Annotated in this window: 13 protein-coding genes; 8 read left to right on the forward strand and 5 right to left on the reverse strand. The window is 40.3% G+C overall.

Going from position 1 to position 20,782, the window contains the following annotated elements; genetic code table 11:
• Window positions 1-109: 109 nt before the first annotated feature.
• A complete protein-coding gene (locus LC454_RS18105; RefSeq protein ID WP_223583858.1) occupies window positions 110-3,157 on the reverse strand; it encodes a VIT domain-containing protein in 3,048 nt (1,015 codons plus the stop codon).
• A gap of 387 nt (window positions 3,158-3,544) precedes the next feature.
• Here LC454_RS18105 and LC454_RS18110 point away from each other — a divergent pair, with 387 nt between their 5' ends.
• A complete protein-coding gene (locus tag LC454_RS18110) occupies window positions 3,545-4,837 on the forward strand; it encodes an esterase-like activity of phytase family protein (protein ID WP_223583859.1) in 1,293 nt (430 codons plus the stop codon).
• Window positions 4,838-4,976: 139 nt separating this feature from the next.
• On the opposite strand, the gene LC454_RS18115 is transcribed toward LC454_RS18110, so the two are convergent.
• Both LC454_RS18115 and gltB read right to left on the reverse strand, forming a co-directional pair.
• Window positions 4,977-6,437: a glutamate synthase subunit beta gene (locus tag LC454_RS18115; protein ID WP_223583860.1), complete on the reverse strand. Its 1,461-nt coding sequence runs from the start codon at window positions 6,435-6,437 to the stop codon at window positions 4,977-4,979.
• A 17-nt stretch (window positions 6,438-6,454) separates the two neighbouring features.
• Window positions 6,455-10,969, reverse strand: coding sequence for a glutamate synthase large subunit (gene gltB, locus LC454_RS18120; protein ID WP_223583861.1), 4,515 nt, complete (start codon window positions 10,967-10,969; stop codon window positions 6,455-6,457).
• A 306-nt stretch (window positions 10,970-11,275) separates the two neighbouring features.
• On the opposite strand from gltB, the gene LC454_RS18125 reads away from it, so the two are divergent.
• From LC454_RS18125 to LC454_RS18135, 3 genes are all read left to right on the forward strand, one after another.
• Entirely contained in the window at window positions 11,276-12,373 is a 1,098-nt protein-coding gene (locus LC454_RS18125; RefSeq protein ID WP_223583862.1) for a mandelate racemase/muconate lactonizing enzyme family protein, read from the forward strand.
• A gap of 258 nt (window positions 12,374-12,631) precedes the next feature.
• Window positions 12,632-13,612 carry a deoxyhypusine synthase family protein gene (locus LC454_RS18130; RefSeq protein WP_120261519.1) on the forward strand — a complete coding sequence of 327 codons (981 nt, stop codon included), beginning with the start codon at window positions 12,632-12,634 and terminating at the stop codon, window positions 13,610-13,612.
• Window positions 13,613-13,740: 128 nt separating this feature from the next.
• Window positions 13,741-14,376 carry a hypothetical protein gene (locus tag LC454_RS18135; RefSeq protein WP_223583863.1) on the forward strand — a complete coding sequence of 212 codons (636 nt, stop codon included), beginning with the start codon at window positions 13,741-13,743 and terminating at the stop codon, window positions 14,374-14,376.
• Between the two features lie 77 nt (window positions 14,377-14,453).
• On the opposite strand, the gene LC454_RS18140 is transcribed toward LC454_RS18135, so the two are convergent.
• Window positions 14,454-15,068, reverse strand: coding sequence for a hypothetical protein (locus LC454_RS18140; protein ID WP_223583864.1), 615 nt, complete (start codon window positions 15,066-15,068; stop codon window positions 14,454-14,456).
• Between the two features lie 163 nt (window positions 15,069-15,231).
• On the opposite strand from LC454_RS18140, the gene LC454_RS18145 reads away from it, so the two are divergent.
• Window positions 15,232-15,807, forward strand: a complete 576-nt coding sequence (locus LC454_RS18145; protein ID WP_223583865.1) for a non-canonical purine NTP diphosphatase — start codon at window positions 15,232-15,234, stop codon at window positions 15,805-15,807.
• 100 nt (window positions 15,808-15,907) lie between these two features.
• On the opposite strand, the gene LC454_RS18150 is transcribed toward LC454_RS18145, so the two are convergent.
• Complete coding sequence (locus LC454_RS18150) at window positions 15,908-18,412, reverse strand: OstA-like protein (RefSeq protein WP_223583866.1); 2,505 nt, start codon at window positions 18,410-18,412, stop codon at window positions 15,908-15,910.
• Between the two features lie 99 nt (window positions 18,413-18,511).
• Between LC454_RS18150 and tilS the strand changes: the two genes are divergently transcribed.
• The 3 genes from tilS (at window position 18,512) to LC454_RS18165 (ending at window position 20,782) form a co-directional block, all read left to right on the forward strand.
• A complete protein-coding gene (gene tilS / locus LC454_RS18155) occupies window positions 18,512-19,843 on the forward strand; it encodes a tRNA lysidine(34) synthetase TilS (RefSeq protein ID WP_223583867.1) in 1,332 nt (443 codons plus the stop codon).
• A gap of 35 nt (window positions 19,844-19,878) precedes the next feature.
• Complete coding sequence (locus LC454_RS18160) at window positions 19,879-20,373, forward strand: hypothetical protein (protein ID WP_223583868.1); 495 nt, start codon at window positions 19,879-19,881, stop codon at window positions 20,371-20,373.
• Window positions 20,374-20,461: 88 nt separating this feature from the next.
• The gene (locus tag LC454_RS18165; protein ID WP_223583869.1) at window positions 20,462-20,782 is read left to right on the forward strand and encodes a DUF4834 family protein; all 321 of its coding nucleotides are present in this window, start codon (window positions 20,462-20,464) and stop codon (window positions 20,780-20,782) included.

Below are 20,782 nucleotides of genomic sequence, written 5' to 3' on the forward strand. Positions count from 1 at the left end.
GACACCTTTTTTCTTTCACCATCTGCTTCTGTTCTCTTGCAACTATCCAATTCGCAGAGAGCCTACTTTTTCTTTTTGAATCTCTCAGTAATCCTATCTTTCGGGTGAACTAAAACACAAATTCCCCCACTAATATATTTCTTTCTTTGTCACGATCAAGGTAGATTGTCGTGAGTTTACGCTCTTGTCTTCCTGAATTATAATAGGTGAAGATTTCAGCTAGGACAGCCGCAGGACCTGCTAAAGTTAATGAGCTATCATTATAGAAATCAGCTTCTATTTTATATTTTCCTTTCAATGCTTTTTTTAATAAGAATTGTTCTGGACCGTAACCTCCCGTAAAGTCATTGCTTAATCGACCTCCAATTGCTGTTGCGGGGTTGCTGTAAAAGCATTTTTCTCCATTTGGATCTGTGACCCAGAGATCAATATCGGTATTTTGGGAATTCCAATTGAGGACTACCCGTATGTCAACAGGTAGGTCAGCGACAAGTTTCTTTTCCACAGCAGCTTTAGCTGTTGCACTTTTCTGGAGTTTGATAAGGTTGTTGATCTCCATCACAAGGATTTCTTCAATGCCATCGTCCCGATTGGCGGCTTCAGGTGAATAACTTTGGGTCAAGATACCATAAAGTTTTTCCAGCGCTTCTTTGTACTGAACTTTATCTTGTAATGCCAGGGCATAATCACGATGACTTTGCGGATCCATTGGTCGCCATTTTAGTACTTTAGCGGTTATATATAATGCATTGTCAACATCTCCCCATTCCCGGAGCTTGTAGGAAATGGTCTTGTAAAGATCTGCATTTTCAATTTGCAAGTCTGCCAACGCACTTAGGATAAGTAAGGCCTTTTGCCTATCTCCCTTTTTGAAAAAGAAGTTGGCAATATCGAAATAGAAGGTAGGTGTTCCCATATACTGATCCCGTAGCTGAAGATAGCTTTTGTAAGGATCTTTGGATTGATTGAGTTCCTTTAGGTAAGCATTGTCTTCCTTAATTTCGGGAATACTTATTTTGCCGGTTTTGCCGCCGAAGGTATTGGTGGCCTGTACTCCAGGTAAGCGTCCCTCTAGTGCTTGAACAGCATTTACGGTGACGGTTTCTTTAAGTGCGTCGTTGGATGAGATATCCTCCAGCTTTATTTCGCTGGCCGCTGCGTTAACAGTTTTTGAATTGGCTGCCGTATACACGCGCTCGTCACGAGCCCTCTCTGATAATCTGGATTCCACGGCCGGCGGTGTGGCCACTGGACTTGCAGAGGGACGGGATGGCATGGGGGGAACAGCGATATTTACAGTGGGAGCGTCTTGGGCAATAGCTGTATCAGTAGACCGACCTGACCGACCCCGTTGTGGATATTTCGTTTTTTGCTGAAAGTCGGTATTCCACCAAGATTGGAGTTGCTCGGTGATATTCTGGGCCTGTGTCAATAAATCCGCTACGCGTTCTTCCTTTTCTATGCGTTCTTCTTTTATGAGTCGATTGAATTCGGGAAGCAACTCAGCTGGTGGCGTGATTGCATAACGTATATAATCTTCCACATTTTCCAGAACAATTAAACTGGTGTTCCGTGTCACAATGCCAAATTGCTTTCCGATTGCTTCGATTTCATCCTGATGGTCGTCGTATTGGATGTCCAGTGTATTTATTTTCTTTTGTGCCCAGATCTGTTGCAGATCGATCTCGCCATTGTCGGACTTTAACGGAACTTTGATCTCTTTAATTATCTGTGTTCCATCACCGACTAAAAGTGTGATTTCTTTTGCCTCACTGTCTTTTCCAAGTCCTGAAACAGAAAAATAGGACTGAATAGGTGTGCCTTTCTCGGGATAGATTTCTGTAAAAGAATATTGTTCTTTTACGCCCAAAAAGAGCAGGTCGATCGAATTTAAGGTGTTATAGGCTTGAGTGATCGTTGTATTTGTTAAATTAACCATTTTCCCATAGTGGGTCTGGGCAATTTGTTTGAGATTAGCATAGTCTGAACTGGTTGATGAGGTGATGCAATAAGTAGGCTGATCAAGCACAATTTTACCTTGGCCAAATGTAGAAAGTCCGTCACTGAAAAAGAGATAATTTGTGCCATGCAGTACTCCACTCTTTACTTGGCTATAGTCGGTTCCACCATCATAAACTGTTTGTTTCAGCTGATTTCTCAACTCTTCCCAGTTTCCCTGACTGATCTGAAATGTCCGGGCTTTGCTGAAACGTATATCTAAATAGCCTAGATCCACTGATATATTCTGATTTTCACTGAAAAACTGATCCAGGAGGCTGAACTCTTTTTCCAGGTCTCTATTTTTAGAACTTAATGAACGATCCCAGATAATGGCGAGGCTGTTGCCCCATTTTTTTTGTGTCTGTTTAGGTATTTCCAATTTTGCATTGGCTAGAAAGTAGAAACTGCTATCCTGATTGAATTGTTTTAATCCTGAGACGGCATTTTCGTTTAAAGGGAGTTTAATCGCGAGATTTTTTGAGGATTTGAACTGCTGCTTGTGTAATGTGGCAGCGTAGTTATGGTTTTGTTCAGAAAATGCCAAGGAACCATCGGGCTGCTCAGTAAAGCTTGGCTTTTTATTGCCTTGATAAACGTTGATGTTCAGCTCGACATTTTCAATAATGGAATTATAGTTCAAAGGCAGATAATAGTATAACGCCTGATCGGATTCCGGTATGAGGTTTTCGGAATAACTAATCTGGATCGTACGCCGTCCTTTTGAAGGTAGGGGATAGATTCGGCTTCGAAAATTGTTTCCTTCTACTTTTTCAAGCAATCCGGGGTCTACTCGTCGTGTTTCTATACTTTCAAAAACTTCGGTGCCTTTGTTTTTGTCTACTGGTACCGCCTGACGTAGTTTCCCATTGATATCCAGGGCATAACAGCTAACGGAAACACCTTCAGGCATCGGGAAAGTAAGTTCCCCTTCAAGATCCCGATTTGTCATGTTTTCGAAAGTCATGGTCATTGATGTTTTGGCAATATTTCCAAAAATACTGACCGCCACTTTTAGGTCGACGAGTTTTACTGCATCTACACGTTGCTCATTTTTTATTTTTAAGCTGGGTACCTCACGGCTGGGTTTTATTTGAGACTTTGTATCCACATTGGAAAATACCAATAGGGTGAGGAGTGCTAATATTGTCTTTTTCATCCGTATAAATTATTTATAAGTGTTGGTCTCATCGGTATAAATGAGTTCGTTTCACTCGGTTTGTTTATTCATTATTCGATTTTCTCTTTAAGGCATTCATGAGCTAACTTTGCTCGGTTTGAATAAATCATGATGGTTTCATTTGGATAATTGTTTATCTGCTTGTTTCCATCAGAATTTGGGTCTGGTTTTTAACAATGGGCAATACCGTTCGTCACCCAATTCCCTTGTCTATTTTTTCTTTGATGCAATGAAAAAGCAAATTCCATAAAGGCAATCTATTTTTATTTGTCATTATGATTTGGTCGGTGGATGTAAGTTATTTAAACATTTGTTAATGATTGCCTAATATGCGAGGTTTATGTTTGCAGAATAATAGAACAAATTATGAGAAAATTATACAGCGCATTGGGGATTGCTCTTTTGTGTGCTTCCTGCAGTAAGGACGATGTATCAAAGATTATTGATCCAATAGTCAATTTAGTTTATCCGGATAAGGCTGTAGCCGCAGATCCAAAAGTATTGGGTACGGTTGGTGAAGTCAAGGTCTATAATGGTGGATATGGATCTTCTATGGTTCAGGATCCCAATGATAAAACAGTATTTTATCTATTGACGGATCGGGGACCGAATATCGATGGTACAGAAAAAAATAGTAAAGTTTTTGCCAACCCGATGTTTACCCCTCAGATCGGTAAATTTCGATTAAAGGATAATGCGCTGGTTTTTGAATCAGCAATTGAATTAAAGAATAAAAATGGCGTAAAATTGAATGGCTTACCGAACCCTGAGGGTAAAGGTGGCTCGGGAGAGAAAGCTTTGGATACGAATGGAAAAGATTTGGGAAAAAGTGAAGACGGTATCGATTCAGAGGGATTGGCAAGAGGTACTGACGGCTCTTGGTGGGTAAGTGATGAGTATGGACCACATATTGTTCACTTTGATGCTTCTGGAAAGGAGATTGAGCGTATTAATCCTTGGACGACAGGAAAGAAATTACCATTGGTATTTGCCAAGCGACGCCCAAATCGTGGAATGGAAGGTCTGACGATTACGCCAGATGGTAAGACCTTGGTCGGTATTATGCAATTTCCACTCTATAATCCTTCAAAAGATGCGGTGAAGAATTCTTTGGTTATCCGTATTGTAACCATGGATATTGCAACAGGAAATACCAAGCAGTATGTGTATATGATGGAACGGACCGATTTGCAGGCGATAAGTGAGATTGCTGCGGTGTCTAACTCTACCTTTATTGTACTGGAACGTGATGATAAATATGCAACAGAGGCAACACGGGGTGAAGTGTTCAAAAAAATCTATCAGATAGATCTTGCGGGAGCAACAGATATTTCTGATCCTAATAATGGCGATAAGGGGAGACTGTTTGATGATAAGAGCGTTGAAGAACTAAAAGATGCCACTACTTTGGCTAAATATAATATTAAACCTGTGACCAAAACTTTGGTTGCTGATTTAATGACGGATATCAAAGAGTTATATCCGCACGACAAAGCAGAGGGTTTGGCGGTTATCAATTCATCTTTAATCGCGGTATGTAATGATGATGATTTCGGCGTTACGGGAGAGGGGACTTATAAATCGAAGATATTACCAGCGGTAAATACTGTTGATAAGAATAGCATATACTTCATTAAATTAAAGACTCCATTGAAGTAATTTTTTTATATAAAAAAAGCGCCTGTTGATAACTCATATCAGCAGGCGCTTTTATATTTGGTCGAAAATCTAAATCATCGACTCTCGCCAATGGATTTACAATCCCATTGTGCAGAAGGATATATTAGATTAGCAATAGCTAAGCATTTTGGGCCGCTAGGAAATCTTTGCTTTCAAGTTCGGAATAACCCATAAGGTATTCATCTACTTTCCGTGCGCACTCCCGGCCTTCAGAAATCGCCCAGACCACCAATGATTGCCCTTTACGACAGTCACCTGCGGTGAAGATATTTTCCACAGAGGTTTGGTAATCTTTATCATTGGCTAGGATATTTCCTTTTTCGTCTACGCGTACACCGAGTTGCTCCAATAGTTTTTGCTCCGTATGTTTGTAGCCAATAGCCAATAAAACGAGATCAGCTGGGATTTCCCGAATTTCAGATTCACCCAATCTTGTACGACGTCCAAATTCATCGACTTCGTATTGAACCTCTTTGATTTTGACCGCTGTGATATGACCATTTTCGTCATGAACGAACTCTTGTGTTTCCGTTGCCCAAAGTCGTTCACAGCCTTCTTCTTGCGAAGAGGAAGTGCCGAATGTCACTTTATCCATCGGCCAGGGATTGTTTTTTAGACGCTCTTTCGCAGGTGTTGGTTTACGGGCAATTTGGGTAATACTCTTGGCCCGGTGGCGATTGGAGGTACCAATGCAGTCCGAACCTGTATCACCGTCACCAATAACGACCACATGTTTGTCTGTCGCTAAAATGCGTTCTTGATCAATGCCGATGCCACTTACTTCTTTATTCTGCTGTTTCAAAAAGTCCATGGCGAAGTGAATCCCTTTAGCTTCATGACCGGGTAGTTGCATGTGCCAAGGCACAGTCGATCCTGTCGCCAAAACAACAGCATCATAAGCCTTTAGTTCATAAAAACTAATGTCTTTACCTACCTCTGTATTTACGCTGAACTCAATTCCTGATTCCTTCATTAAATTAATCCGGCGGTCGATAACGGACTTTTCCAGTTTAAAATCCGGGATACCATAGCGGAGTAAGCCACCTACTTGGTCATCACGCTCGAAAACAGTGACATCATGACCAGCTTTATTTAGCTGTGCGGCAGCAGCAAGTCCAGCGGGGCCGGAACCGACCACAGCAATACGTTTACCTGTTTTTAAATAGCTTTTATGGGCTTTAACATAGCCCTTTTTGAATGCTATCTCAATGATATGTTTTTCAATTTCTTCGATTGTGATCGGTGTGCTATGGATTCCAAGCACACAAGCAGATTCGCAGGGTGCTGGACATATTCTACCTGTAAATTCTGGAAAGTTATTGGTTGAGGTCAGGATCTGATAGGCCTCTTCCCATTTTCCATCATATACAGCATCATTGAATTCAGGGATAACATTGCCCAGTGGACAGCCTGAATGACAAAACGGAATACCGCAATCCATACAACGTGCAGCTTGCTTATTTAGCTCATTCTCAGAATATCCTTTATTAAATTCTTTGAAGTGCTGTACACGGCCTTCAACAGCTTCTTTTGTTGGAAGCACGCGCTCAAATTCTTTAAAACCTGTAATTTTTCCCATGTTTTGTGCTTCCTATTTTATGCTTCAACTAATTTTTGACGAATGACATTTTTGTATTCCCTTGGGAACACTTTTATGAATTTATTTTTCTCCCGGCTCCAGTTCTGTAAGATGAAATCTGCTCTACGGCTATTGGTCAACAATACATGGCGTTTCAATAAAGCTATGATCGCTGTTTCATCTTCACTCTCCAATGGATCCAAATCAACCATCTCTAGGTTGCAGTTTTCGCGGAAGTCATCGTTGATATCGTAAATCCAAGCGATGCCACCGCTCATTCCGGCAGCAAAATTGCGACCTGTAGCACCAAGGATCAGCGCACGGCCACCGGTCATATATTCACAACCGTGGTCGCCTACTCCCTCGACTACAGCAGTAGCCCCAGAGTTACGGACAGCAAAACGCTCGCCCGCTTGTCCATTGACGAATAGGTGTCCTGATGTAGCTCCAAATAATGCCACATTACCGATGATGATGTTATCTTCAGGTACAATAGCACTTTCTGTTGCTGGATAAATAGCCAATTGTGCACCTGATAAGCCTTTACCAACATAGTCATTGGCTTCTCCTTGCAATTCGAAGGAAAGTCCTTTTGTTGAAAATGCACCAAAGCTCTGACCTGCGGATCCCTCAAATTTGAAATTGATGGTGTTATCAGGTAATCCTTCGGATCCGTATAATTTGGAGATCTCATTGGATAGCATTGTTCCGATAGTACGGTCAGTATTTTTGACTTTGAAAGTTCCAAAGACCGGTGTCTTGCTTTCTAACGCTAGCTTGGATTGTTTCAATAATCCCCAATCCAAAATCATGGCCATGCCGTGATCTTGCTCCTCCGTATTGTATAATGATTGTCCCGGTTCATTGCGTTCAACATGAAGGATATCGGTAAAGTCGATTTTCTTTGCTTTCCAATGGTCGATATTTTCACGTTTTTTCAGGAACTGCGCGCGACCTACCATCTCGTTGATGGTGCGGAAACCAAGGTACGCCATGGTCTCACGTACTTCTTCGGCAAGAAAGGTGAATAGGTTGACGATATCTTCGGGTTTCCCAGAGAAAAGTTTGCGTAATTCAGGATCTTGTGTAGCGACACCGACGGGACATGTGTTTAAGTGACATTTGCGCATCATAATACAGCCACCAGCGACCAATGCAGCTGTGGATACCCCCCATTCTTCGGCGCCTAATAATGTAGCAATGACAATGTCCCTGCCTGTTTTTACCTGACCATCTGCCTGTAAGACCACACGGCTCCGTAGCTTGTTTTTCACAAGAGTCTGGTGTGCCTCGGCAAGACCAAGTTCCCAAGGTAATCCAGCATGTTTGATCGAACTGATCGGTGAAGCACCTGTTCCGCCGTCAAAACCTGCGATGAGGATAACGTCAGCATGTGCTTTAGCAACACCAGCAGCAATCGTTCCTACACCAGCTTTAGATACCAATTTTACGTTGATCCTTGCTTGGCGGTTGGCATTCTTCAAATCGAAGATCAACTGCGCCAAATCTTCAATGGAGTAAATATCGTGATGCGGTGGCGGTGAAATCAGACCGACACCAGGTGTGGAGTGTCTGGTTTTTGCGATCCAAGCATCTACCTTAGGACCCGGTAATTGACCACCTTCGCCCGGTTTGGCACCCTGAGCCATTTTGATCTGTAACTCATCAGCCTGCGTCAGGTAATTGGATGTCACACCAAAACGTGCAGAAGCGACTTGCTTGATCGCTGAACGCATGGAGTCTCCATTTGGAAGCGGTTGATAACGCAATTCGTCTTCACCCCCTTCACCGGTGTTTGATTTTGCACCGATGCGGTTCATCGCAATAGCAAGTGTACTATGCGCTTCATGGGAGATAGATCCAAAGGACATCGCACCAGTTGCAAAACGTTTTAAGATCTCACTTGCTGGTTCGACTTGCTCCAATGGGATGGAATTGCGGTGTTTGGCAAAATCCAATAGCCCACGAAGGGTAAACATATGTTCTTTCTGCTCGTTGATCTTGGTCGCGTACTTTTTATAGGTAGCATAGTCTCCGGTCCGACAAGCTTGCTGCAATAAGTGAATGGTATCTGGATTCCACAAGTGCCCTTCGCCACGACGTTTCCATTGATAGATACCACCTTCTGGTAAGAGATTTTGTGGCGTACGGCTTTTTTCAAATCCACGCCAATGTTTAGATAAAGCCTCTTTAGCTAGATCATCCAGTGTCATACCACCGATACGGGATACTGCACCACAGAAGAATTTATCAACAACAGATTTATCGATACCAAGCACCTCAAAAATCTGTGCGCCATGATAAGATTGTAATGTTGAAATCCCCATTTTGGAGAAAATTTTCAATAACCCATTGTTAACTGCTTTTACGTAGTTTTTGGATAGCTCGGGCCAAGTAAGTTCGGTATCTAAAGTATTTTGTTCCTTCATGGTACGAATACTTGCAAGCGCCATATATGGGTTGATTGCTGTAGCTCCAAAAGCCAATAGACAAGCGAAGTGGTGTACTTCCCAAGCATCACCGGCTTCGACAACTAGACCGACAGCACCACGGTTACCTGTTTTGATCAGGTGGTGGTGGACTGCTGATACCGCAAGTAAAGAAGGGATGGCAGCGTGTTTGGAATCTATGGCACGATCTGAAAGTATCAATACCTGAAAACCATCACGTACAGCATCATCTGCATATCTGCATAGACGTTCTAAACCTGCTTCTAGCGAACCTGGTCTTCCATCTGAACGGAAATAAGACTGTATGGTTTTTGCCTGAAATAATCCGGTATCAATAGAACGCAATTTTTCAAGTTCTTTGGATGTGAGGATCGGGTGTGGCAATGTCACGCAGTGACAGAATTTTTTGTCCTCGATTAGGATATTTCCAGCATTACCAATAAAAGTTGCCAAGCTCATAACCAAACGTTCTCGGATCGGATCGATCGGCGGATTGGTTACCTGTGCGAAAAACTGTTTAAAGTAGCTTGAGATATGTTGTGGTTGATCAGAAAGAATTGCGAGCGGAACATCCGAGCCCATCGAGCCAGTTGGTTCGTATCCGGTCAATGCCATAGGCGTCAGGATTGTTTCGAGGTCTTCTCTAGAGAAACCAAATGTCTTTTGATATTTGAAAACGGATTCTTTGGAAAGATAGGTATAGGTGACACGAGGTTCTTCCAGTTCTTCTAACTTGATTTTATAGTTGTCCAACCAATCACTATAAGGTTGTTGGTTGATCAATTGATCTTTTACTTCATTGTCCGTCAGGATGCGACCTTGTTCCATGTCGACGAGAAATATCTTGCCTGCCTGTTGACGGCCTTTTTTTATAATGGTAGATTCTTCGATTGGAAGTGCGCCGGCTTCGGAAGCAACTACAACACGATCATCCGAGGTGACAGCATAACGTAATGGGCGTAAACCGTTGCGGTCTAATGTTGCCCCGATATGTTTACCATCAGTAAAACACAGTGCTGCAGGTCCATCCCAAGGTTCCATTAAAGTTGCATGGTACTCGTAGAATGCACGTTTCAATGGATCCATTTGAGTATTACCATCCCATGCTTCAGGAACCAACATTAACATGACGTGTGTTAGGCTACGGCCACTGTGTAAAAGGAGTTCGGCAACATTGTCAAGACATGCTGAATCCGACTGGCCTCGATCAACGATAGGAAGCAGGATTTCCATTTCGTCTTCGGTGAAATAAGGTGACGAAAGGGCACGCATTCCAGCGTAAAACCAATTTAGGTTACCTGTTAGGGTATTGATTTCACCATTATGAGCCAACATACGGAATGGCTGTGCTAGTGACCAGGAAGGAAAAGTATTGGTCGAGAAGCGTGAGTGTACCAATCCAAATGCGGATACCACACGAGGATCGCGTAAATCAAGGTAATAGGTGCCTACTTGGTATGTTGTTAATTGACCTTTATAAATGATAGTTTTGCAAGAAAGTGATGCAAAGTAAAGTGGGAGAGGGTATTCTTGTTGTTGTTTAACTTTTTGAATGATCAGGCGACGTAGAACAAAAAGTTTGCGTTCAAATTCTTCCGTGTTTGAAACTCCATCCGGTCTGCTAACAAAAAACTGGACGATTTCAGGTTCGGCACTGAGCGCTGTTGGTCCAATACCTTCACGATTGACTGGTACTGGACGGTAGCCAAGGAATTTCATACCCCTTTCGGCTGCCGCTTCCTCAATCAAGTCCCGACATATTTTGTTCATGCCTTCTTCTTTCGGAAGAAAAACCATTCCTGTTCCATAATAACCTGGTTCCTCTAACTGTATTCCTAAGCTGATACATTCTTCCCATAAAAATTCGTGTGGCAGCTGAATCATGATACCGGCTCCGTCACCACTTTCGGGATCACAACCACAGGCACCACGATGCTCCATGTTCTCCAACATGGTCAAAGCGTCCTTTACTTGTGCGTGTGATTTATTCCCTTTGATATGGGCGACAAAGCCTACTCCACAGGCGTCATGCTCAAAATTAGGGTCGTAAAGGCCCTCCGTTTTCGGTCTTTGTTGAATCATCTTTCCTTTTCAAATATTATACATTGCTAATATAGGAATAAAAATGAATAAAATTATAAATATTCTAATAAAAATGTGTTTGTTTTAGTTTTATTGTTTCTTTTTGTTGTTTTTATTATGGATATTGTATTTATTGTTTTGTTGTGTTAACACGCTTTTTCGATCCTCAAATAATGCATCATTTGGCGATAAATTTTTATTGGATATGGAAAAAGCATCGTGGGATTGCAATAATATGTATAAATTAGGCAAAGTATTGCACATCGTTAGTGCTATATCAAAATGACTTAATTTATAGACAATAAGATGAAAATAACTGAAATTGAGATATACCGGCTAAGTATCCCGATGGAACCATTTGTTATTGCGACCGGAACCATGGATTATGCTCAAAATACCTTTATACGCGTACATACCGATACAACTATTTACGGCGTCGGTGAATGCTCTGCCTTTCCGATGATTGTGGGAGAAACACAGGATACCTGTCTGGTTTTGGCCCGTGATTTTGCTAAGATTTGGAAAGGAAAGGATCCATTGGCCATCGAAGAACGATTGGCTGAGCTAGATCTGTATATCGCGGGAAATCGGACGATCAAATCTGCTTTTGATATTGCATTGCATGACTTAGCCGCCAAACATGCGGGTATTCCTCTGTATCAGTTTTTGCGTGGAACTAAACGGGAGATAACAACGGATATAACTCTGGGTATAGCGTCTCCAGCGGAAATGGCAATGAAAGCTAAGCGTCTGCAGGAAGAGGGGGCTGTAATGTTGAAAGTAAAATTGGGCAAGGATCCAAAAACAGATGTGGCTCGTATTCGTGAAATCCGTAAAGCGGTAGGTTTTGAGATGCCTATTCGGATCGATGCAAACCAAGGTTGGTCCTATGAAGATGCGGTAGAAGCCTTACAGGGGTTAGAACCGTTTAAAATTCAATTTTGTGAGCAGCCTATGCGGACCTGGAATGATGAATTATTACCTCAATTGCGCACTGAGACGATCGTCCCAATTATGGCTGATGAGTCGGTCTATTCGCATCATGATGCTGAACGACTTTGTAAAGCAGATGCTTGTGATTACATCAATATCAAGTTTTCGAAATCAGGGGGGATTCAAGAAGCCTTGAGAATCAATAAAGTTGCTGCGGAATATGGTATTAATTGTATGATCGGTGGGATGCTGGAGTCTCGTTTGGCATTAGCCGCTAAAGTCCATTTCGCCTATGCGGCTCCCAATGTTAAATTTTTTGATTTAGATACCTGCATGGTTGGTCATCTGGAGGATCCTGTGGTTGGCGGGATACAATATGACGGATACAAAATCCATATTTCGGATGAACCGGGTATCGGTGCGGATATAGACCAAGCATTTTTGGATTGCTGTGAGAAATGGGTGATTTAACTTTTATACAAAAGGTATGAATAGTATGAACTGGGGGATAGGTGGCCAGGAGATTGCCGTCCTTATTGTTATTATCATTTTTTTAGTGGCTGCATATTTGTTCTTTTCAAGATTACTAAAGAAGTAGAAATTGTCTGTTTTTTTACATTTGTTAAAAAATAAGCAGTCAATAGCTGTTTTGGTGGGATAGGGAGCCTAAAATAGATAATATTCAGTACCTTTGCGGTACTTATTATTTTATAAAAGTTAGAAAATATCATGAGTACTCAAAAAGGACCTATTTCTCAATTTATTGAGCATAATTACCGTCACTTTAACGCAGCGGCATTAGTAGATGCTGCAAAAGGTTACGAGGAACATCTTTTGGATGGTGGAAAAATGTTGATCTCTCTTGGAGGTGCAATGTCTACTGCTGAATTGGGTGTTTCTTTGGCAGAAATGATCCGTCAAGATAAAGTACACTTTATTTCTTGTACTGGGGCTAATTTGGAAGAGGATGTGATGAACCTAGTTGCTCACTCACATTACAAAAGAATTCCGAATTATAGGGATTTGACAGCGGAACAAGAAAGAGAATTATTGGATAATCACTACAACCGTGTAACAGATACTTGTATTCCAGAAGAAGAGGCTTTCCGTCGTTTGCAGAAACATCTTGAAGATGTGTGGCATGCCGCAGAAGCGAAAGGTGAGCGTTACTTACCACATGAATTCTTATATCAAGTAGTTAATTCTGGTGTATTGGAACAATATTATGAAATTGATCCAAAAGACTCTTGGATTGTTGCTGCTGCTGAGAAAAATTTGCCGATTGTATGTCCGGGATGGGAAGATTCAACTACAGGTAATATCTTCGCATCAAATGTGATAAAAGGTAAATTGAAAGCGAGCACAGTTAAATCAGGTATTGAGTACATGATTTATTTGACAGAATGGTACCGTAACAATTCCGCTGGAAAAGGCGTAGGTTTCTTCCAGATTGCAGGTGGTATTTCCGGTGATTTCCCAATCTGTGTTGTTCCGATGATGTATCAAGATTTGGAGTGGGAAGAAGTACCTTTCTGGGCTTATTTCTGTCAAATTTCTGATTCAACTACTTCTTATGGTTCTTACTCTGGAGCAGTTCCAAATGAAAAAATCACTTGGGGTAAATTGGATATCGATACGCCTAAATTTGTTGTAGAATCTGATGCTACAATCGTAGCACCTTTGATTTTCTCTTATATCTTAGGACATTAATTTTTTCGATATATAAAGAGGAGTGAGGAAGGAAGAATTTGTCTCTAGCAATTTCTTTATTCATTACTCCTTTTTTCTTATACTCTTTTCTTGTTTATCTTTACTTTCTACTATTTCCTTTTCGAACGATGAGCAATTTAACAACAGATAATCCTGTCGCCCTACAAACCTTGATGGATGAGACGATTTTTGCCAATGGCTTTGATTTTCAATCAGAGCTGGAAGCTGTATCTAAAGCAAAGGATACAGAATATGTCGTTGTTGGAATTCCTGCTGCTGATCACCTTGCTAAACCGTCTGCAACAGACGAAACCACAGGATCAGGTTATATTGGCAATGAAGAAGGTAATAATGCCCTTGAAGTATTAGGTGGAAAATTTATTTATCAGGGTAGCAAAGATCATGGCATACTTTTTATCTTGCGCTATGTACAATATCCTTATTTCTCGCCGGCAGCACTCGAAGCATTTGAAAAAACGATTGGCGCCCTAAAATTAACTAAGGAAACTGTTGCGGTGGTTAATTTGGCCAATACGCATAATCCAAACGATTTTAAACAGATTATGCAGTTTTTTCAACCGACGAAGATTATTCTATTAGGTGTTGAACCCGCATCGTTAAAACTTCCACCGATCGAACATAATTCCTATATGAAGGGGCGCATAGCAACGGTGTTCAACACGTTCAGCTTTGAAGAAATGTTTGCCGATGTCAATAAAAAGAAACTGTTTTGGAACGAGTTTAAAACATTTATTGTTTCTTAGATTATTGGATGGTCGATTAGGCCATACATTGGGATTCAAGAGACAATATAGGCTCTTAAATCCCTGTAGTTATCCCGTTATTTAATCTTCTTCGTTATAAATTTGGCAAGGGATTTTCCGGTTTTTGCATAACCTTCAGCTATTCGATCATTCGTATTTGGTATCCCAACAAAATCAAAATCGCCCGGTGCTTTTTCGCTGTTGATTTCAAGAAGTACATGAGATGGATTAGCTGTTTCGATAAATCTTAATAATGTACTAACTTTTGCGTGTTGTTTCATTACACCTGCAAACCAACCCGGATAAATCCATGTCGTTTGAACTATCAATGTATATGGAGCTGACTCTTTCTTACCGGTGACGATATCACAGTTTTTGTTCATCGAAGCAAAAAATTTATTTGGAAATGCCGTAGATTTTGAATAATCCCAGTCGTTTTTCCAATTTTCAGCTTCAGCTGTACCTTTATTGGAGCTGATGTCTTTGTTTCGCTTTTCTAAATAATCGTTTTCGGACATCTTTTCATTATAAAAGGTCATGGGGGTATAATCAAATATAACATTCAATTCCTGCTGTCCTTTTAAGAAATCAAAATTTCCTTTAATGACTTTCATTTTTTGTGCAAATAAGGTGTAAGGTGACACCAACATTAGAATAAACAGTACTTTTACGACTGTAGAGAACTTTTTCATTATTTTTTTATTGGGTTAATATTTGCCAAATATAAGTTTATTTATGCTTATCTATATCCTAATGCTTATTTTTGGTCATTGCGATTCAACAGGCTGATAGTGCAATTAGGGACAAACTATTAGCTGGAGGGAGATAACAAATGAACTTTTAAATTTGAAGAAGATGCTAGAACTTGTGTTTGCAACAAATAATGCCCATAAATTGGAAGAGGTCCAAGCAATAGTGGGAGACACTTTTGTTATTAAAAGTTTGAACAATATCGATTGTCAGGATGATATCCCGGAAACTGGAGTAACATTTGAAGAAAATGCACAGCAAAAAACGGATTATTTGGTAAACAAATATGGACTTTATTGTTTTGGTGATGACTCGGGTCTCGAAATTGATGCATTAAATGGCGAGCCTGGAGTTTATTCGGCACGTTACTCGGGCTCAAGGGATATGGAAAAGAATATTGATCTCGTCTTGGAAAGACTGGGGGACACCTCCAACCGAACAGCCCGATTTAAAACCGTCATTTCGCTCTATTTGAATGAACGGCAGCATTTTTTTGAAGGAAGTATCGAGGGGCAGATCACTAAAGAGCGTAGAGGAGTGGATGGATTTGGGTATGATCCGATTTTTATTCCAAATGGGTATGATACAACTTTTGCTGAGATGAGCGCAGATGAAAAAAATGCGATCAGCCATCGTGCGATTGCTGTTGGGAAACTTGCCGATTATCTAAAAACGAGATAATACTAAGATGTGGTTTTAGTCGATTAACTTTGTTGTTGACGTTAAAAGCAAGCGGGGCAAAATTTTATTTTGCCCCGCTTGCTTTTATCTTGTATACGGACTATTTTACTTTTTTCTTGTTGGACGTTTGGGTACTATCTTGTGTTGGTAGTACTGATGGTTTTAGATTCGTTGAATCCTGTTTAATAGTTTTTTTATCGGCCATGGGAGCAGTGTCCTTTTTTACTGGAGATTTAGCTGTTGTCGCTTCAGGTTTGGCTGTTTTAGCATTAGCCTTTGTCTTGTCTGTAATAACATCTACCCCAGATTTAGTATCGCTGGCCTTTTTTTGAGGGTTTCCCTTATCCTCTTTAGGCTTGGATTTCATTTTTCCATTGTCCTCGGTTTCCTTTTCTGTTGGAGCTGTAAAAGAAGACTTGGAAAGATCACGTTTCCTATTTAATAGATCATTTTTGGATTTAGGACGATCCTCAGGACGCCATGTAAAGTTTGGTAAAAATTCTTTGTCCGCTGTAACTTCAGCAATCGGATAGACTTTTCCATCGACTTTTCGGATAGAAACATATTCTTGAAGTTTATTGTTCTCCATCAGAATTTTGAAACGGCTGCTTCGGTCATGAACGAGTTCTGTCGTTACATTGGTTTTCTCATCGATATTATAGAAGATATTTTCAGCATTCCCATCAACAAAGAGACGCTCCATACGGTTATTTGTAAAGAAACTGGTGATTTTTCGTCCTTTAATCTGATTGAACTTTAATGAATCACTGGTAGCATTTACCATAAACGCATTTCCAACCAATAGGGAGTTATCCAGCTTCTGATTTTTCACCTGTAGGAATATCGTATCGCCCGATATCTGCGAATTCTCAGCCCACATCATCGGTTTTCCCATTAACCTAAACATCGAATCTTGCATGCCATAATACATCGAATCGGCAACGGCTTGTAGGTCGGATTTAAATAGCCGCGCATTATAGTAGGCTTTTAGAATCCTTGTTTTAGCCGTATCTTGGGATAGGGAATCTCTTCTTCCTTCTTGTGCATTTTTTAGCGCTGAGCCCATAATCTTATCTGATTCCCCGCCTTTAGGAATGATTGCTTTTTTACGTAAGACACTATCGGCTTTCAGGTTTCTCTCAATTTCGATGCGATTTTGATCCCCCACTATTACCGGTTGTTTTTTTGGAATATTCTGCCTATTGGTTGTAACCGTATCCGGTAATTTCTTACCCACCTTGTCAAGGACTGGTTTTTTGATTTCCTTTTTGTGCAAGCTATCTATACCTTTCTTAAGACTATCTGCTGCTTGTTGTAGGGTATTGGTTGAATCTACATCCGCAGAAATAGAGTCTTTATCGCCATAATCGACCTCATTGTCTTCTTCGATGGCTCCCCCTTCACGGTTTAATTTAAAATCTCGGGCAATATAATCTCGACGGAAGATCATTTGGGAGAATAGGGTATCAGCAGTCATAAAGACAGAGTCCATTTCGGCGTTTTCCTTTAAATTTTCATCCTTGCCGATGATATTTTTATTTGCCGTTAAGCTCTTTTTAGAATCCTTATTGGCAACAATTTCAGCTTTATTGTTTTTTTCCTTGTCCTTTTGCTCTTCTTTTTCAGCTTTTTTTAATTCCTTAGCTTCTTTTTTCAGCTCTTTTTCGGACTTTTGCTGCATAGGCGAGAGGGATGAGACAGAATCTTTTTTGGTGGAATCTTTCTTCACCACCGAAACAACCAGAGGTTTATCGGTCATGGTGATGGATTCGTTTTTTCCATTATAGAGTCCATATCCACCATAAGCATAGAATTTATCCAGCGTATCTACAAAGACAACGTTTTTCACGGCCTTGCCGATGCCGACTTGTCTGTCATAGAAAAGGCTGTCTCCCTTGAGGAATTTAGTACCTTCGGTATATAGGTTGTTTTTTGAAAAATAAGCCTGACCAGTTGCCATATGATAACGGCCTTTTTCAGTATATAGATTTTCACCCTTGTTTCCTTTCATATTCGTAGGGCCATAGAAATCCGTTATGCGGGTGTTGCTATTGTATTTCATTGAGTCTGTATAGACTTTAACATTGGTTGATCGGACAACAACTTTTTGATTAAAATAGGATTCACCAGTATTTTCGAAATAAGTTGCGCGTTGACTGGTGATGGTGTCACTTCCGGAGAGAATACGTCCACCGCTATAATAGTTTCCAATTTTACTGCGCATGTTATAAACCAGATGGTCGGTGGTCAATATTGATCCACTGGTACTGACCATACGGACAGCTCCAGTCAATGTGGCTAACTGCATGGCCGCTTCATAATGCAGTTTATTGGAAAATATCTGTGTGCCATCAGGTTGGGTGATGATTACATTTCCATAGGCTTCAAAGAATTGACGACCTAGTTTATCATTATGTAAATACCCACTGTCTGACGATAGGGTCGAACCAACATGCTCATAAACCGGACGGTAGAAAACAACGTTACCGTTTTTTCCAGTAATAATATGCGACGAAGAAAGTAACTTTAATTCGTCCTGTTTCTGCGCTTGGACCGTCAAGGCAGTTAAAATTAATACAATAAGGGTAAAAATGTATTGTCTCACAAGGGCAAAAATATGGATTTTAATTGCTACTTTATTGGATTTCACAAATTTTAAGATGTGAATTTATTATTCGGGCAAAATATACCGTAACTTTGTTATATGAATGTGCTGGAAAGATTAAAGGGATATATTGAAAAGGAGCATTTAATGATGCCTCATGACAAAATATTGCTTACAGTAAGTGGTGGGAAAGATTCGATGTTGATGGCACATTTATTCGCAAAAGCGGGTTTTAGGATCGCCATTGCACACTGTAACTTTCAATTGCGCGGGGAGGACTCTGAACTGGATGAAGCGTTGGTTAGAAAGTTTGCTTGTTATAATGGAATTCCAATATTTGTCAATCAATTTGATACCAAGACCTATGCCAAGGAAAACCAGATTTCTATCCAGATGGCCGCACGTGAACTCCGTTATACCTGGTTTGAGCAGCTTCGGGAGGAACTTCAGTTTGACCGAATTGCTGTTGCCCAGCACCTCAATGATCACATTGAAACCGTACTGTTAAATCTTTCACGTGGAACTGGACTACAAGGTCTTCAGGGAATTTTGCCCTTAAGAGATCGTATCATTCGACCGCTGTTATTTCTCAAAGCAAGTGAAATTGAATATTACGTTCAGGAATATGCTATTGCTTATCGGGATGATCAATCTAATTTTTCGACAAAGTATGCTCGTAATAAAATACGAATAGATATTATTCCTCATTTCAAAAAACTACAACCTGATTTTGAACAGATTTTTGAACAGAATATTACACACTTTAAGGAATCATATCTCTTGTTACAACAATTTGTCGAACCCATTCGTAACAAACTTTTTCAGACAACGGGCGATGGTTGGGTCGTGCGTAAGGAAGACCTGGAAGAATATTTAGATAATTTACCGTTATTATACGAATTGTTCTCTGGTTTTAATTTTTCAAAAGCAGTGTTAAGTGATTTGCAACAGGCTTGGACCAAGGAATCAGGTCGTATTTTTCAATCGGATTGTTACAATATGCTTTTGGATAGAAATGAACTCTTTATCAGAGAAAAGGAATTTATATCTTCGGACGAAGCAATAATTACCTCGGAAACATCAACTGTGGAGTGGAAGCAGTATTGTTTCCATGCGGGGATATCTACTGAGCTTACCATCTCCAACAATAAAGAGATCGCAAAACTCGATTACGATTTGCTTGTCTTTCCCTTAACGATTCGTTCGTGGAAGATCGGGGATAGTTTTTACCCTTTAGGTATGGAAGGTCGGAAAAAACTGAGCGATTTTTTCATCAATAAAAAAATCAGCTTATTCGAAAAGGAAAATATTCCCATTGTAGTGAATGGTAATGGCGATATCCTTTGGCTAGCCAATTATCGTATGGATAATCGTTATAAGATTACCAGCAATACAAAAAAAGTCCTTACTTTAGTCTGTAAATGTGATTAAGGCTTAAGTCTACTAGCTCAATACTAATAAAAGAAATGAAAGAAGGTGTACTCTATTCGGAAAATCAATATTTAGGACGTGACCGTGTTTGGATAAGCGTGCGTTTGGTACTTGTGCTATTCTGCTTTACGGCATTTTATCTAAACTTGGATCATTTGATCTCCAGTCAATTGTTTTTCATTGTCGGAGTTGGGATTATTATTACATCTATTGTGATGATGTATATGGTCTTGTTTCGCATTGAGGTATTTCAGGATCATATCTTGATCAGCGGTCTTTGGTCGACGCGAGTTGTGAAAATTGATCTGGCCTCCATTTCGAAGGTTGAAAAGGCTCCTTATAGTACATTCTTTTTTAATAATCCTGTTTATAATCTACATACCAAAGGAAAGATTAAGTTTTTTGCGGGTGGAAAAAATGCTGTATATCTAACAGATAAAGATGGATTAACTTATGTGTTGGGAACCCAACGGCATGAAGAGCTGTTCCGCACGATCATGGAGACAAAAGGGAAATTGGGAAAGTCTTAAAATTTGTTAATATTTCTTATCTGACAATTTAAAGACAACAGTTTATGGAGTTATTGGTTAAATTTGAGAAAATAGCAACGAATTAACTATGGCATTTTTAAAATTTATACTTATTACAGTCGCTGTTTACTTTGTAGTAAGATTCTTATTCAAATTATTTTTACCGTTTGCGATGCGTAAAGCAGCTGAAAAGTTGATGAAAAAAGCGCAGGAACAGGGGGGAGCATATAGCGGTCAGGGACAAGGTGGTACTTTCTATTACGAATTTACTGGTCAAGGGCAGCAAGAAAATAAAAGATCTCAACCTGAGGGTAAAATTCAGGTTGACTATATTCCACCGAAGGAAACTCCAGAGCGTAAGGGGACACAAACAGCTGGTGAGTTTGTCGATTTTGAGGAAATAAAATAA

The sequence above is a fragment of the Sphingobacterium sp. GVS05A genome (genome assembly GCF_019969845.1).
In the GTDB taxonomy this organism is placed as follows: domain Bacteria; phylum Bacteroidota; class Bacteroidia; order Sphingobacteriales; family Sphingobacteriaceae; genus Sphingobacterium.